Annotated in this window: 13 protein-coding genes; 1 reads left to right on the forward strand and 12 read right to left on the reverse strand. The window is 57.9% G+C overall.

What is annotated here, in order from left to right:
• Positions 1-308 precede the first annotated feature (308 nt).
• From F560_RS0106965 to F560_RS0106975, 3 genes are all read right to left on the reverse strand, one after another.
• The gene (locus F560_RS0106965) at positions 309-1,655 is read right to left on the reverse strand and encodes an MATE family efflux transporter (protein WP_019005000.1); all 1,347 of its coding nucleotides are present in this window, start codon (positions 1,653-1,655) and stop codon (positions 309-311) included.
• 148 nt (positions 1,656-1,803) lie between these two features.
• Positions 1,804-2,190 (reverse strand): LytTR family transcriptional regulator DNA-binding domain-containing protein, encoded by a 387-nt coding sequence (locus tag F560_RS0106970; protein ID WP_019005001.1) that lies wholly within the window; start codon positions 2,188-2,190, stop codon positions 1,804-1,806.
• Between the two features lie 179 nt (positions 2,191-2,369).
• Positions 2,370-4,265, reverse strand: coding sequence for a PrkA family serine protein kinase (locus tag F560_RS0106975; RefSeq protein ID WP_019005002.1), 1,896 nt, complete (start codon positions 4,263-4,265; stop codon positions 2,370-2,372).
• Between the two features lie 222 nt (positions 4,266-4,487).
• Here F560_RS0106975 and F560_RS0106980 point away from each other — a divergent pair, with 222 nt between their 5' ends.
• A complete protein-coding gene (locus F560_RS0106980; protein ID WP_019005003.1) occupies positions 4,488-5,420 on the forward strand; it encodes a DUF2161 domain-containing phosphodiesterase in 933 nt (310 codons plus the stop codon).
• Here F560_RS0106980 and F560_RS0106985 read toward each other — a convergent pair.
• The 9 genes from F560_RS0106985 to F560_RS0107030 form a co-directional block, all read right to left on the reverse strand.
• Positions 5,417-6,532, reverse strand: coding sequence for an aminotransferase-like domain-containing protein (locus F560_RS0106985; RefSeq protein ID WP_019005004.1), 1,116 nt, complete (start codon positions 6,530-6,532; stop codon positions 5,417-5,419). The two genes, F560_RS0106980 and F560_RS0106985, sit on opposite strands and share 4 nt — an antisense overlap.
• 552 nt (positions 6,533-7,084) lie before the next feature.
• A complete protein-coding gene (locus F560_RS0106995; RefSeq protein ID WP_019005006.1) occupies positions 7,085-7,327 on the reverse strand; it encodes an AbrB/MazE/SpoVT family DNA-binding domain-containing protein in 243 nt (80 codons plus the stop codon).
• Positions 7,328-7,503: 176 nt separating this feature from the next.
• On the reverse strand, positions 7,504-7,968 hold the full coding sequence (gene trmL, locus F560_RS0107000; protein WP_019005007.1) for a tRNA (uridine(34)/cytosine(34)/5-carboxymethylaminomethyluridine(34)-2'-O)-methyltransferase TrmL: 465 nt from the start codon (positions 7,966-7,968) through the stop codon (positions 7,504-7,506).
• Between the two features lie 103 nt (positions 7,969-8,071).
• On the reverse strand, positions 8,072-9,160 hold the full coding sequence (gene serC / locus F560_RS0107005) for a 3-phosphoserine/phosphohydroxythreonine transaminase (protein ID WP_019005008.1): 1,089 nt from the start codon (positions 9,158-9,160) through the stop codon (positions 8,072-8,074).
• Between the two features lie 226 nt (positions 9,161-9,386).
• The gene (gene glnA / locus F560_RS0107010) at positions 9,387-10,811 is read right to left on the reverse strand and encodes a type I glutamate--ammonia ligase (RefSeq protein WP_019005009.1); all 1,425 of its coding nucleotides are present in this window, start codon (positions 10,809-10,811) and stop codon (positions 9,387-9,389) included.
• Positions 10,812-11,213: 402 nt separating this feature from the next.
• Complete coding sequence (locus F560_RS0107015) at positions 11,214-12,230, reverse strand: LLM class flavin-dependent oxidoreductase (protein ID WP_019005010.1); 1,017 nt, start codon at positions 12,228-12,230, stop codon at positions 11,214-11,216.
• A gap of 1,186 nt (positions 12,231-13,416) precedes the next feature.
• Positions 13,417-14,478 (reverse strand): 3-deoxy-7-phosphoheptulonate synthase, encoded by a 1,062-nt coding sequence (gene aroF, locus F560_RS0107020; protein WP_019005011.1) that lies wholly within the window; start codon positions 14,476-14,478, stop codon positions 13,417-13,419.
• 151 nt (positions 14,479-14,629) lie between these two features.
• Positions 14,630-15,127: a DUF2062 domain-containing protein gene (locus F560_RS0107025; protein ID WP_019005012.1), complete on the reverse strand. Its 498-nt coding sequence runs from the start codon at positions 15,125-15,127 to the stop codon at positions 14,630-14,632.
• Positions 15,128-15,164: 37 nt separating this feature from the next.
• Positions 15,165-16,112, reverse strand: coding sequence for a 4-hydroxy-3-methylbut-2-enyl diphosphate reductase (locus tag F560_RS0107030; RefSeq protein WP_026298142.1), 948 nt, complete (start codon positions 16,110-16,112; stop codon positions 15,165-15,167).
• Positions 16,113-16,219 lie beyond the last annotated feature (107 nt).

The raw sequence follows: 16,219 nt of genomic DNA on the forward strand, positions 1-16,219 counted from the left end.
CCCGCCATGTAGTCCGTCCAGTACCCTTCTTTGCTGCCAGCCCCGACGATAACCCGTCATGTAGTCCGTCCAGTACCCTTCTTTGCCTCCAACCCCGCTGCTCGCCCGCTTGCAATTGCCGTTCCGACCGGTCCGGTGTTGATGCCATACTGTGCTAATAAAAATAAACCTCCAATCCCCCCCTTTTACAGAGGGGTTGAAGGTTCATTTTTTATATGGCACCGGATAATCGGGCAGCCCCTTTTAGGACAGCTCCCATAACCGCTGCGCCGAAAATACGGCCAGAAGGCCAGTCCGGCGGAAAGAAATCAGTGCGCCGCCTCTTTTAATTTGACCGCATGCCAATCGGTCCGGTAAAAGCGAATCATGACGGTAAGCCCAAGCACGGTAAGGAACGTGTACAACGACAGCCAGGCGCCCATGCTGCCCCAGTCGAGCACCATAATCAACAGATAGGCGAGCGGCACGAACAGCAGGAAATTCAGCGCCAGCGAAGAGCGCATCAGAAAGGCGGTATCGCCCGCCCCGCGAAGCCCGCCGGCATAGAAATTGTAAAACCCGTCGAAAATTTGCAAATAGGCGGATACCTCGATCAAATGGGCCGCGACTTCGTAGACCGCCGGGTCCTTGCTGTAAATTTGCGCGATCGGAACCGCCCAGATCAGCTCGGCCGTGCCGAGCAGAAACAGGAAGATCGAGCCGAGAACGGCGGTATCCGTTCCCGCTCTGCGCGCGGCCAGCGCCTCGCCCCTTCCGATCGCCTGCCCGACGAGAATCGTCGCCGTCGTTCCGAACGCGAACGCGGGCATAAAGCCGAACGACATGACGTTCAGCGCGACTTCGTTCGCCGCCAGCGCCTGGTCGCCGAGTCTGGCGACGAACATGGTGAAGATGTACATCGACACGCTCATCGAAAATTCCTGAAGCCCCAGCTTGCCGCTCTCCCGAAAGACAAGGCGCAGCTCGCTCCAATCGATCTTCGGCCGAATTCGCGTTCCGAACTTGCTATGCTTCAGCCCCCAGAAAACGAACATGCAGCAGGCGAGCTGAAACGCTTCGCCGATCAAAATCGCGTAGCCGTTGCCGGCCAGGCCGAGCTCCGGCAGCCCCCAGGCGCCTTCGATCAGCGCATACGTCAGCAGAACCATCAGCCCGTTGCTGGCGAGAGAGATGACCATCGGCGACCGCGTATCGCCGACGCCGCGGAAAAATCCGTGAAACATGAAGCTGACGATGCCGAGCGCCTGGGCCCAAAACCTGAGCTCGACGTACTGTCCGCCCGCCGCCACCAGTTCGTCCGAACCGCCGCTTAAGGCGAGTACGGCCCTGCCGCCGCAAATCCCGGCAACGGCGATCAGCACGGCGACGGCCGCGCTGGCCGCCAGCGCCAGATACGTGCGCTGGATTCCTTTTTTCATTTCGCCCGAACCGTAGTTCTGGGCGACCAGGTAATTCACCGTGTGTCCGATTCCCGAGAAGAGGGCGAACACGTTGTACATGATAATGTTGGTTACGCCCACGACCGCAATCGCGACGTATCCCAAATGGCCGACCATAATCAGGTTAATGGAACCGGTGGCCGTTTGCGTGGCAAAAGAGAAAAATGAAGGCAGCGCCAACAGCAAAATTTGCGTCCATTTGCGAAAAAGATTCATGTCCGTATGAATGCTCCGTTCAAAAAGATGGGCGCTCTTTTTTTCAGTTTGACCGAACCGCTTCCTGCTGTCAACTCAGGTTTCGCGCCGGCCGGACAAACGAAAAAAGGCTGCGCCCTGAAGCCGGGCGCAACCTCGACGCGCAATCTTAATCGGAACCGAACAATGGTTTGGAAAAAGGCTTGTATTTGGAAGGGGTCTCCTTCACCAGATGATGGACTTTCTTCACGTTCGCCTCGGAGACGGTCGCAAACCGGCTGTCCTTATCCCAGGGATAATCGAAGTAGACCTTGCGCGTTTTCGGGTCGAACGCCTGCGCCAGATGGAGATTGGCAAGATTCGTCCGGTCCAGCCGCTCAAAGCCGTGTTCCTTGAACAGAATGTACAGCTCTTCCAATGTCGTCGGATAATAATAGGTGTCTTCCTTCGTCAAAAAAACCGGTCCATTGGGCGTTGGCTTGACAACCACGATATCCATCAGATCCAACGTACAGGGCCTGCCTTCGCGGTCCAACAACCGGATTTGCTCCCCCATGGCTTCGATCCCTCCAAAAATACGCCTGATAGTGCTAGATTAAGTATCCGTCATCCGCAGATTATGAAATATTTGCCATAATTATAGAATAATGACTCTCTTATTGCAACCGTCCATACGAGAAATCTGAAAAAATGTGGATAAATTAATCTTTTTGTCAATTAGACGATGTTAAACCATCAGCGGTTCAACAGGCTGCCCACGTATCGTAACAGTTCATTGGCGCAAACCGGGCAGTAGCTGTGCTCCTCGATGAGCCGCTTCGTCACTTCGTTGATCCGCTTGAGCTGATTTTCGTCCGGCGTCTTGGTTGAGGTCGTAATCTTCACGATGTCCTTCAGGTCGGCAAAAAGCTTTTTCTCGATCGCCTCGCGCAGGCGCTCGTGCGTGTTGTAGTCGAATTTCTTCCCTTTGCGGGAATACGCGGAGATCCGGATCAGGATTTCCTCGCGGAACGCTTTTTTCGCGTTTTCCGACACGCCGATCTGCTCCTCGATCGATCGCATCAGCCGCTCGTCCGGGTCCATCTCTTCGCCGGTAAGCGGATCTTTGATTTTGGTCCAGTTGCAATACGACTCGATATTGTCCAAATAATTTTCAAACAGCGTGCGGGCCGACTCTTCGAACGAATAGACAAACGCCTTCTGGATTTCCTTTTTGGCCAGATTGTCGTATTCCTGGCGCGCCACCGAAATGAAGTTCAGGTATTTCTCCCGCTCCTCTTTCGTGATCGAAGGATGCTGGTCGAGGCCGTCCTTGAGCGCCCGGAGCACATCCAGCGCATTGATGCAGGGAAGGTCGTGCTTGATCAGCGCGCTCGAAATCCGGTTGATGACGTACCGGGGATCGATGCCGGACATCCCCTCGTCGGCGTATTCGTTTTGCATTTCCTTCAGGTCCGCTTCCTTGAAGCCCTCCACTTCCTCGCCGTCGTACAGGCGCATCTTTTTGACCAGGTCCATGCCCTGCTTCTTCGATTCCTTAAGCCGGGTCAGAATCGAGAACACCGCGGCGGACCGCAGCGCATGCGGCGCAATATGGATGTGGTTCATATCGGACTGCTTGATCAGCTTGGCGTAAATTTTCTCTTCTTCCGACACTTTCAAGTTGTACGGGATCGGCATGACGATCATCCGCGACTGAAGCGCCTCGTTCTTCTTGTTGGCGATAAACGCTTTATACTCCGATTCGTTCGTGTGGGCCACGATTAACTCGTCCGCGCTAATGAGAGCGAACCGCCCGGCCTTGAAGTTGCCTTCCTGCGTCAGCGACAGAAGGTTCCACAGAAACTTCTCGTCGCATTTGAGCATTTCCTGAAACTCCATCAGCCCCCGGTTGGCCTTGTTGAGCTCTCCGTCGAACCGGTAAGCCCGGGGATCCGATTCCGAGCCGTATTCGGTGATCGTCGAAAAGTCGATGCTGCCCGTCAGGTCGGCGATATCCTGGGATTTCGGATCGGATGGGCTGAACGTGCCGATGCCGACGCGATTTTCCTCGGAGATGAACACCCGTTCGACCGGCACCTTCATAATATCTCCATCAAATTCCGTTCGCAAGCGCATTTGGCAAGACGGACAAAGGTTGCCTTCGATGCGCACCTTCAGCTCCCGCTCCACCTCCGGCCGCAGCTCGTGCGGGATCAGGTGCAGCGGCTCCTCGTGCATCGGGCAACCCCGGATCGCGTAAACCGCGCCGCGCGGCGTTCGCGAATACTGCTCCAACCCTCGCTTCAGCATCGCGACGATCGTCGATTTGCCGCCGCTTACCGGGCCCATGAGTAAAAGAATCCGTTTGCGGACATCCAGCCTGCGCGCCGCCGAATGGAAATATTCTTCAACCAGCTTTTCAATGGTCCGGTCCAGCCCGTAAATCTCGTTCTCGAAAAATTTGTATCGCTTACGGTCTCCGATCTCCTCGACGCCCTGCGCCATAATCATGTCGTATACCCGGGCATGTGCGGTCATCGCCGGAGTCGGATCGCGGCGCAACAGCTCAATGTAATCCGCGAAGGTTCCGGACCATGCAAGCCTCTCGCTTTCAGCCCGGTACTCCGCGATCCGTTTGAATATATCCATGCCGCTTCCTCCCTCGTTCTCTGTCTCTCCCGTTACGAAACGTATTACATAAGTATGCGGCTAGTTCGACGATCTTGCTCCGAAAACGCGATGAAAAATACCGCGGCCCTTCCCATGTCAGCTTTGGACGGCGCCGGGACGCGGCTCGGCCGGAAAAAAGCGGCGTTCGTGCTATAATGTAAAAAATCATCGCGATTCGAAAATGCAGGAGGCCGTTTATCCGTGGCAGTCAAACGGGAGACCGAACTGTATGCGCCGATCAAAGCCTTTTTCGTCCGGCGCGGCTACGAAGTGAAGGCGGAAGTGCTCGGCTGCGACCTGGTCGCGGTCCGCGCGGCGGACGCGCGCCCCGTCATCGTGGAAATGAAGAAAACCTTTACGCTGCCCTTGCTGCTGCAGGGAATCGACCGGCAGCGGACCGGCGCCGAAGTATGGCTTGCCGTCGAACGGAACCGGGCCAAGAAAGGGGCCCGCAACCAGCGGTTTCAGGAGCTGACCGCGCTGTGCAGGCGGCTGTCGCTCGGGCTCATCACCGTCACCTTCTACAAGACGAAAGAACCCGCCGTCGAGGTGTGGTGCGAGCCCGGCCCGATCCGGGCAAGCGCCGGTACGGCCGCCGACCCGCTCAAGCCGCCGCCGGAGACCGCCGGTCCGGCCGGCTCCGCCTATGGCCTTGCCGCGGACGGCCGCAAACGGGCCGGCGCGGCAAAGATTATGAAAGAGTTCGCCGCCCGCAGCGGCGACTACAACACCGGGGGCAGCTCGGGGCGCAAGCTGGTCACCGCCTACCGCGAGCGGGCGATCCGCTGCGCCCTTGCGCTCCGCTGCCATGGCGAGCTTCCCCCGCGGGAGGTCGGGAGACTGACCGGCGCCCCGGATGCCGCCCGGATGCTCCGGGACAACCACTACGGATGGTTCCGGCACGTAAGGCGCGGCGTGTACGGATTGACCGACGCCGGGCACGCCGCCCTGGACGAATACGAAGCGGTCGCGTCGGTCCTGGCGGCCCGTTACGAGTGGGCGGCCGGCTGGACGGCGGCAAGAGCGGCCGCCGGGGAAGTTTCCGCCGCCAGCGCGGACGGCGGCGAAGCCGCCGCTTTCGGGCGTGCGCGAGGGACTGCCCGCGCTCCCGGCTCCAAGCCCGAAAACGGCTAGCCGAGCCGGGCCAGCATCTCGTTCACCGAAGCCTCGAAAAGCTTCACGCCGGTGCGAATTTGCTTTTCCTCCGTATGAACGGCGGTTATCCTCAGCTTGCAGCGGTCCGGCTCGTCGGCGTAGAACGCGCTTCCCGGCTGAAACAGCAGGCCGTGCAGCCATGCCGCCCGCAGCAGGACGTCTCCGTCCAGCCCTTCCGGCAGCGAAACCCATACGTGCATGCCTTCCTGCGGCTCCGTCCAGGACAGCGACGGCCATTTGTTAAGCTTCAGCTTTAATTGCTCCAGCAGCAAGCCGATTCTGGCGCGGCAGACAAACCGCTGCGTCGCGAGCAGCGGCTCCAGCGTTTCCGGCAGCACCAGATCGGCGGCGGCCCGCTGATCGCGGAGCGCAACCTGCGCCGGACCGCCGCGGCTCGTCAGCATCCGGAGCCGTTCGTCGCCGATGCCCCGGCAGGCCAGCCAGCCGAGCCGCAGATCGGCGACGAGACCGGGAGGCAGCTCCCCGACCGAGCAGAACGCGGCGCCCGCCTCCGCTTCCGGATCGGTTCCCCGGCGGCCCGGAAGCAGCAGCGCCTGGCGGTCGTCCCGCAGCAGCATCACGCCCGCATCCCGGCATCGTTCGGCGAGCGCGAGCCGCCGCTCTCCGCTCCAACCCCTTCCCTCCGGATCGGTACACGCAACCGCCGCATACACGAGCTTCGGACGATATTGTTTGAGCGCATGCGACAGCGCCTCCGGGTCCATGCCGTCCTGATCTCCGGGAACGGATACCGGAATTGCGCCCAACCGATTAAAAAGCTGCAGCGCCGAACGGCTGGTGGGCCGTTCGACAAGCACCACGTCCTGAACGCGCAGCAGACTTCGCGCCAGCCATTCGATCGCGGCATCCGCGCCTTGCGCGATGAAGACCCGGGACGGGTCCCCTTCCGCGGCCGACCGGGCCGCCTCTTCGGCGATCCGCTCCCTCAGCGCGCCCAAACCTTGCGCTTGTTCGTCCGCCTCCTCCTGTTTATTCCTTTCGGCAAACCTTTCGGTCCTCTCTTCCCATTCCCCGGCGCCGATCAGCCCATCCTTGGGCCATCCGCCCATCCAATTGATGATTCGGCTCACCGCAGCTCCTCCTTCATGCGTTTAAAGGAGTTGACGCGCAACGATGCAGAAAAGATCCCCTTTCGTCGATCCGGTTAGAGTCGTTTCCGCGAATGCGGGCGCACCCCGGACAAGGACGGCGCAGCCGCTTTTCTCGCGTCTATCTATATGTATGCCGGACAATCGCAATATTTTGCGTTTTCTTTTTGCCTGGTGTTGGTTATAATAAAGAAAGTCCAGTGGAGGTGTGGAACATGTTTCTGGGGATGAGCGATAAATTCTGGGTTGTCATTCTTGTGCTGGCCATGCTGCTTACCGCCATTCTGACGGCAGCTTATCAGGACGACAAGACGAAGGGGCTGTAATCGCAAGTTTCTTTCGGCTTTGTTCTTTTGCGTGGATCGGGAATGTCCATAAGGGGGATTTAAAAACGCCGCGCCAATGCCCATGAAGGCAAGGTCGATCCGGCGTTTTTTGCGTTGGATGGAAAGCTCATGCCAAAGAGCCGTCCGCAAGGCCGGGATTCGGCGATTCGGACGACTCCAGAAAAAAGGATTCGCTTAGCGGCAGACCCTACAGCTTCGCCATTTCGTCGATACATTGCGCGCAAACGTAGCGTTCTTTGAATTCGCCCACGGATTCCATCGAACCGCAAAATACGCAGCGGGGACGATAGCGCTCCAAAATAATGTGGTCGCCCTGCACCAAAATTTCGACAGGATCCCCTTCATTCATTTGGTACCGTTTGCGCAGCGATTTCGGCAGCACGATGCGGCCCAGTTGGTCTACCTTCCGAACGACTCCAGCAGGTTTCAACGTACTTCCTCCCATTCATTTCCCGGTAATCTTGGCTGGTTATTCGCATTGAACCGTTAACCGTCTGTTACATTTCGATAGGAACAAAATCGATTCCTTCCGGCCGACGGATTTGCTTAACATTATACAAGATTTCAATAAATTTTGAGCGATTTCGTCAATTTTTGTCGAATATTTTATTGCAGGCCAAAAAACCCGTTTTGCCTAAGCGCCTCGTATACGACGATCGCCGCCGAATTGGCGAGGTTCAGCGAACGCACCTTGTCCGTCATCGGCAGCCGCATGCAGGTGTCGGGATTTGCGTCCAGCAGCGCTTGCGGCAGTCCCTTCGTCTCTTTCCCGAACACGAAAAAATCCCCGTCGCGGAACCGGAAATCGCTGTACCGTTTTTGGGCGCGCGTGCTGGTGTAAAAAAAACGCCCTTCGGGATATGCGGCCTGAACCTCTTGAAAGGAATCGTAATACGTAATGTCGACGGCATACCAGTAATCCAGTCCGGCCCGCTTCAGCTCCCGGTCGTCCGTCGAAAACCCGAGCGGACGCACCAGGTGCAGCCGCGTTCCGGTCGCAGCGCAGGTTCTGGCGATGTTGCCCGTATTGGCCGGAATTTCCGGCTCCACAAGCACGATGTTCAGTGCCATCGTTTGCCCTCCTAGCGGTTAGATTCGCAGCTTGTCGCGCATGCAAAGACCGCGGCCAAGGCGCCGCGGTCCGAAAAGGGGTTACGCTTTGAACGATGGGCGGTTAGCCGTGGCGGCGCTTGAATTCCGCCATGAATTCAACCAGCGCCTGCACGCTGGCCAGCGGCACGGCGTTGTAGATCGAAGCTCTCAGGCCGCCGACGCTCCGGTGCCCTTTGAGCCCGACAAAGCCCTCCGCCTCCGATTCCTTGACGAACAGCTTCTCCAGCTCCTCGCTTGCCATCCGGAACGTTACGTTCATGATCGAGCGGCTGCCCGGATCGGCGAACCCCCGGTAAAATCCGCCGCTTTGATCGATCGCTTCGTAGAGAAGTTTCGCTTTGGCCCGGTTCGCCTTCTCGACCGCGGCGGCTCCGCCCTGCGCTTTGACCCACTTCAGCACGAGGTTGGTCATATAGATCGCAAACGTCGGCGGCGTGTTGTACAGCGAATCGTTTTTCGCATGCGTATCGTAGCGGAGCATTGTCGGCACCGGCATCGACGGATTGCCGATCAAGTCTTCGCGGATGATGACAATCGTTACGCCCGAAGGACCGAGATTTTTTTGCGCCCCGGCATAAATGAGCCCGAATTTCGAAACGTTCAGCGGCCGGCACAAAATATCGCTCGACATATCGGCGACCAGCGGCACCGAACCCGTGTCCGGATATTCCTGCCACTGCGTGCCTTCGATCGTCTCGTTCGAGGTCAGATGGACATAGGCGGAATCCGGAGCGATTTGCAGCTCCGCAGCCGACGGAATCCGGTTGTATTTGTCTTTCTCCGAGGAGGCCGCGATCGCCGTCTGTCCGAACAGCTTCGCCTCCTTGATGGCTTTGCCCGCCCAACTGCCGGTGTCGATGTACGAAGCGACTTTGCCGGGCTGAAGCAGGTTCATCGGGACCATCGCAAACTGCGTGCTGGCTCCTCCCTGGATAAAAAGCACCTTGTAGCCGTCCGGAATCCCGAGCAGTTCGCGAAGCAATTGTTCCGTCTCCCGGTGAACGCCTTCGTACACCGCGCCGCGATGCGACATTTCCATCAGCGACATGCCGTTTCCGCGGAAATCGACAAATTCCTCCTGCGCCTGCTGCAGCACTTCCAGCGGAAGAGCGGCCGGGCCGGCGTTAAAATTATAGGCACGATTAGCCATAGGATTCCCACCTTGTGTAGTTTCATAATAGGCTTATCATAACAAAGCATCACGAACACTTCAACCGGGAAAAAGGCCAAAAGCGTGGCAATTGTACGAATTTCCGAACAAACCTACCGACATTTACGGATAACCTTCGTTTTTACGGTCGGGTCTTGAAACTTGCCTTTGCCAATAAAAAAGCTCCCGCCAGGGGAGCTTTCGGCTTTGTTTCGAACGGTTCCGATTAGCAGTCGAAATACAGGCTGTACTCGTGCGGATGAACGCGGATGGAAACGGCTTTCGCTTCGGCGCGTTTGAATTCCACATAGTTTTCGATGAATTCCTTCGTGAAGACGCCGCCTTCGGTCAGGAACTCGTGGTCGGCTTCCAGCGCGTCGAGCGCTTCGTCCAGCGAGCCCGGTACGCTGCGGATTTCTTTCTTCTCTTCTTCGGACAGTTCGTAGATGTTTTTGTCGTACGGACCGTAGCCCAGCGCGCTCGGATCGATTTTGCGCTTGATGCCGTCCAGGCCGGCCATCAGCATAGCGGCGAACGCCAGGTACGGGTTGGCCGTGGAGTCCGGCGTACGGAACTCGATGCGGCAGCCTTTCGGCGTTACGGCAGCGACCGGAATCCGGATGGCCGCGGAACGGTTGCCTTTCGAGTACACGAGGTTAACCGGCGCTTCGTAACCCGGAACGAGACGTTTGAACGAGTTCGTGGACGGGTTCGTCAGCGCGATCAGGGCCGGCGCATGGTAGAGAATGCCGCCGATGTAGTTCAGGGCCAGCTGGCTCAGGTTCGCATAACCGCCTTCTTGGTAGAACAGCGGCTCGCCGTCTTTAAAGATGGATTGGTGAACGTGCATCCCGCTGCCGTTGTCGCCGAAGAGCGGCTTCGGCATGAAGGTTGCGACTTTGCCGTATTGGCGCGCTACGTTATGGATAATGTATTTGTATTTCAGGAGGTTGTCGGCCGTCTTGGTCAGCGTGTCGAAACGGAAGTTGATTTCGCCTTGGCCGGCCGTAGCCACTTCGTGGTGGTGGCGCTCAACGCGCAGTCCGGCTTCCTGCATCAGGCGAACCATTTCGCTGCGGATGTCCTGTTGGGAGTCTACCGGAGCGACCGGCACGTAGCCGCCTTTCACGCGCACTTTGAAGCCCAGGTTGCCGCCTTCTTCCTTGCGGTTCGTGTTCCAGGCCGCTTCTTCGGAATCCACGAAGAAGGAAGAAGAATTCATCGTCGATTCGTAACGAACGTCGTCGAAGATGAAGAATTCCGATTCGGGCGCGAAATACGCGGCCGAGCCGATGCCCGTTTTTTGCAGGTATTCTTCCGCTTTTTGCGCGATGGAGCGCGGGTCGCGGTCGTAACGCTTGCCATCCGGCGTATGGATGTTGCTCATTACGATCAGCGTGGAGTGCGCGGTGAACGGATCGATATATACGGATTCGGTATCAGGCATCATAACCATATCGGACTCTTCGATGCCGCGGAAGCCGGGAATCGAAGAACCGTCAAAAGCGACCCCATTTACAAAGGTGTCGGCGTCAACTTCGGATGCGGGCAGCGTAATGTGATGCGCGCGGCCGGACAGGTCCACAAAGCGGAAATCGACAAATTCAATGTTTTTTTCCTTGATCAGTTCCAAAACATTTTGTACGGACATCTAGATTTTCCTCCCCATTTCCGAACATTAAGTCCGCAAGAGCGTCTGAACGTTCAACTTTTACTGAACTTGTTGAGGTTATTATAATTCTCGCTTTAGGGAGCGTCAATAGTTATGTAAGGTATTTTTTGTGGAAGTGTTAGCTATCCTGACACTTTTCAAAAGGCGGGGAAATCGTTGTAAACGCCTTCATTTTGGGGCGTGTGGAGGCGGCAAGCTTGAAAAATGCGGCATTATCCGCTGTTGTGCGGTTTGAAACGAGGATTGCGCCGCATGGCATTCGTATCCGCTATGGAAATATGTTACATTTCCTCCATTGAGCCCGTTTCCGAATGATGGTTTGCCCGGCTTGGCGGGGCTCCTCCTTTAATAACGGACGCTCCCCGCCGTTGCCGCCGCGAACTAGCCGAGGAACAGCTCCGCAAGCAGTTCGTAGCATCTGACCTTCAGCCGGAAATCGGACATGATGCAGGTCACCATGATTTCTTCCGTCCTGTAGCTGTCCGCAAACGCCAGCATTTGCCGCCTGACCTTGTCCGGACCTCCTACGATCATCCGTTTGCGGTTGTCGAGAATCCGCCGCTTCTCCCGTTCGCCGTAACGGTAAGCCAACGCTTCCTCCGGCGTCGGATGGAGCGGCCCGTATTCCCCTTTCTCCTGGCGGAGCAGGCGCAAGTCCATAGCCGCAGCCTCCCGCTCGGCCAGCGCGTCCGTATCCGCGCACAGGACAAAGACGCAGACGGTTGCCTTCGGTCGCCCGCCGAGCGGACCCGCCCGGTAATGCCTGCGGTAGTCCCGCACGGCGCCCTGCCCTCCGGTTCCGTTGATGAAATGCGCGAAGGCGAAGCCCGCTCCCAGACGGGAAGCAAGCGCCGCGCTGTACCCGCTCGAACCGAGCAGCCATATCTCGGGAGCGGTCTCTACGCGGGGCATGGCGTGAAGGCCCGATAAGGGATGCCCGGAAGGCAGCGGATCCCCGAGCTCCAGGTAAGCGGCCAGTTCCGCAAGCATGTCCTCCATGCGGGCTTCTTTCCGCGCGGCTTCCCCGCACTGCAGCGCCTTGGAGACGAGCGGCATCCCGCCGGGAGACCGGCCGATTCCCAGATCGATCCGGCCCGGATACAGCCCCTCGAGCACGCGAAAGTTCTCGGCGACCTTGTACGGGCTATAGTGCGGCAGCAGCACGCCTCCGGACCCGACCCGAATGCGCGACGTGTTCGCTCCGAGGGCGGCAACAAGCACCTCGGGCGACGAACCCTCCAGCCCCGGCGCGTGATGATGTTCCGACACCCAAAAGCGCGTATACCCCAACCTGTCGGCGACTCTTGCCAGCGCAACCGTATTTCGCAGCGCTTCGCCGGCCCGATCGTTCGGACCGGGAGCCGACTGATCCAGCACGCCCAGCTTCAGCTTTGTCATTCTGCCGTCCCTCCCCTCGTCGTACGTCTATGCTTCGCGAAGCCGATCCAGAATCCCGCACGCTCCATTACTTAGGAACTAAACCCGATTTGCGGCTCGGGACAACGCAAAAACCACGATCGGCGCATTCGGCCGCCTCATTCAACTGTCCCATTCATCCGGCCCATTCATCCGGCCCGTTGAACCGGCCTAATCCTCCCTGTTCAATCGGCCCATTAGACTGGCCCATTCAACCAGCCCATTAGACCAGATTCAACCAGCCTATTAGACTAGCCCATCCAACCGGCCCATTAACGTTCAAGCGCTTGGATGCGCGCTGGCGTCGGCGAGCCAGTTGAGCTTCACCCTCCCTATGCCCATCGCCGGATTGACCGAGGCCGAAGCTACCCGGGGTTTGCGCAGCGGCTGTTCGTTCGCGAATCGCAACCGCGGGCTATAATCGTAACCACGGCTATAATCGTAACCACGCCTATAATCGTAACCACGGCTATAATCGTGACCACGGCAATATAGAAACTTCGGCAATTTAGAGCAACCGCGGCCATTCAGCCACCGCAGCCGATGATAAACCGCAGCTATAATCGCAACTGCGGCGATCCGGCTACCGAGTCTATACCTACTCAACCACCGTAGCCGATGATCAACCGCAATCTATGCATCTAAATTGGAAAAATCCAACCAAATACCGCCGTTCACGCGCCGGAAGCCGGTCTATGTTGGATTTATCCACTCTTTTGGCCCGTAGAAGCCGAATCCGCACGGCTCTCGGGCCATTTCAGTGGAGAAAATCCAACATACGGTCCGGAAAGGGGCGGAAGGTGCCCATATCCTGCACAAAATCCAATATAGCCGTTCGGGGCTATGAGCTAGTGAGAGGTACTGGGCGGACTTCTTGGCGGCTGAGCAACGCGGACGGAGGCGATGTAGCGTACTGGGCGGACTTCTTGGCGGCTGAGCACCGTGGACGGAAGCGATGTAGCATACTGAGCGGACTACTTGGCGGCTGAGCAACGCGGACGGAGGCGATGTAGCGTACTGGACGGACTACTTGGGGGCTGAGCAACGCGGACGGAGGCAATGTAGCGTACTGGACGGACTACTTGGCAAAGATGCACATTGTCGTAGAAAAAAAAGCTATTCCGCCCGCTCGCCGGCGGGATGGCGGAATAGCTTGATGGTGCGGACGTTATTTTTTCCAGGTTGCAAACGCTTCGGCCGGGGCCTTGACCGTATCGAAACGTTTGCCGACTAGCGGCGCCAGCTTCTCCAGATCCTTGAGCAAGTTGGCAAACTGGTCCGGGAACAGCGACTGCACGCCGTCTCCCGTCGCGGAGTTGTCCGGATCGGTGTGCATTTCGATGATCAGCCCGTTCGCCCCTGCGGCAACGGCCGCTTTCGTCATCGTTTCGACGAGCTCGCGGCGGCCGGTCGCATGGCTCGGGTCGGCGATCACCGGCAAGTGCGAGAGCTGCTGGATAACCGGAATGGCCGCCAAGTCGAACGTGTTGCGGGTGTACGTTTCGAACGTGCGGATGCCCCGTTCGCACAGCATCACGTTCGGGTTGCCGCCGGCCAGAATGTACTCCGCGGCATTAAGCCATTCGTCGTAAGTGGCGCTGAAGCCGCGTTTGAGCAGCACCGGCGTGCGGACCGTGCCGAGCTTGCGCAGCAGGTCGAAGTTCTGCATGTTCCGCGTGCCGACCTGCAGAATATCGGCGTATTCGGCGCACACATCCACGTACTCCGGGGTCATGACTTCCGTAATCGTCAGCAGCCCGTGTTTCTCGCCGGCTTCCTTCATCCACTTCAAGCCTTCCACGCCGATGCCCTGGAAGCTGTAAGGGCCGGTCCGCGGCTTGAACGCGCCCCCGCGCAGCACCTGGCCTCCCGCCGCCTTCACCAGACGGGCGATTTCATCGATCTGCTCGGGCGTTTCCACGGCGCAGGGGCCGCCCATGACGACAAGATTGTCGCCGCCGATTTTCACGCCTTTGATTTCGATAATCGTATCGTCCGGATGGAAATCGCGGCTGGCAAGCTTGTAGGACTTGGAAATCTTGATGACGTTCTCGACCCCTTTCATCGAGCGGAGATGCTCGGCAAGATGCGGGTCGGCTTTGCCGATGATGCCGATGACCGTGCGGTCGGTTCCGCGGGAGACGTGCGCCTGCACGCCGCTCCTCTCGATATGCTGAACGATTTCCGCAATCCGCTCTTCGGATATGGTAGGGGAAGTAATGACGATCATGACGTTCACGCTCCTGAACCTTTTTACGCTTATACGCTTCAACGCTTGTTTGCTTTGACGCTTATACGCTTTTAAGTGATAAAGCAAATATAGCCGAAAAAACGCCCCATGTCAACGCCCAAAATGCGAAGACGCGGGGCACCGGAAGAACTTATAGAATGGCATTGCCGCTTGCATCCTGCCGTCTCGACTTGCGCCTTTCCTTCCGTTTCGCCTTGAACGCATTGACGCTGTACCGGATCGGAAAATAGCAAACCGCCGCCAGGATCGCGCCGTCGATCATGCCGCCGACGATGAGCTTGAGATTGATCAGCAGAAGATGGTTCGCCCATTCCGGCAGGAAGGAAACATGCACGTTAAAATGCTTGGGCAGCACGAAGCCGCCCACCATCGCGTTCGGGATCGTCATCGGAACGTAAATGATTTTCCCGAACACGAAACCGATCAAAGCCGCCGCCAAATGGCCCCTGAGCAGAAAAATCAACGGAAAGACCAGCAAAAACGAAGTGCCGTAGGTTGGCAAATTGAACATTTCCACGAACAGGCCGACGCCGAAGCCCATCGCGACCGAGGACGCTCCGCCCTTGGCGCGCAGCAGCTTCAGGTATTGATATTTCAGCAAACGCTGTAATTTACGCAAATAACGCATGGAGGCTCCCTTTCTGTCCGAGGTGCTTCCCCATGGATTAAGTCGATTTCTCCCGAATCGTCGGCAAAAGCTTTTTCATGTTCACCGTGCGGCGAATCTCCCAGGTTTGCGGATCGTTGTGGTCGTACTGCTCCAAGTAGGCGATTACTTCTTTCGTCAGCGGCGTCGGCGTCGATGCGCCGGAGGTGACGGCTACCTTGTTCACGCCTTCCAGCCATTCGCGCTTGATCTCGGTCACGTCGGCCACCCGGTAGGCGGGCACTCCCGCGATCTCCTCGGAAACCTGGGCCAGCCGGTTCGAGTTGTTGCTTCGCGGGTCGCCGACCACGATGCAAAGGTCCGCGCCTTTGGCCTGCTCGGCAACGGCCTCCTGTCTGACTTGCGTCGCCAGGCAAATTTCGTTGTGGATTTCGGCGTGAGGATACACTTCGAGCAGTTTGGCCATCAAATGCTTAATGTCCCACTGCGACATCGTCGTCTGGTTCGTAATAATGATCCGCTCCGCGGAAAGCGCCAAATTGGCGATGTCTTCTTCACGCTCGATCAGATGAACATGGTCCGGAGCGATGCCGATCGCGCCTTCCGGCTCGGGGTGGCCTTTCTTGCCGATGTAAATCACCTCGTAGCCGTCGGCCACCTTCTCGCGGATCAGATCGTGCGTCTTCGTGACGTCGGGACAGGTGGCATCCACCGTCGTCAGCCCTTTCTCCCGGGCAATCCGGCGAACTTCGGGCGAAACGCCGTGCGCGGTAAAAATGACCGTGCCTTTGTCCACCTTCTCCAGAATTTCCAAACGGTTGGGACCGTCGAGCGTAATGATGCCTTCGTTCTTGAACGCTTCCGTCACATGCGTATTGTGGACGATCATGCCTAGAATATAAATGGGGCGCGGCAGATCCAGGTTGCGCGCTGTCTGCAGCGCCAACACCATGGCATCGACCACGCCGTAGCAATACCCGCGAGGTGAAATCTTTATTACTTCCATGTAAGCGCCTGCTTTCCCGCCCTTGTATTGGATTGATGCGTCTTCGCGGGGGAGCCGCGGAAATGCTCGCCGGGAGCGGACCGCGCGCACGCTTGCCGCAGCGAACG

Origin of the sequence: Cohnella laeviribosi DSM 21336 (genome assembly GCF_000378425.1) — a bacterium.
Taxonomy (GTDB): domain Bacteria; phylum Bacillota; class Bacilli; order Paenibacillales; family Paenibacillaceae; genus Cohnella; species Cohnella laeviribosi.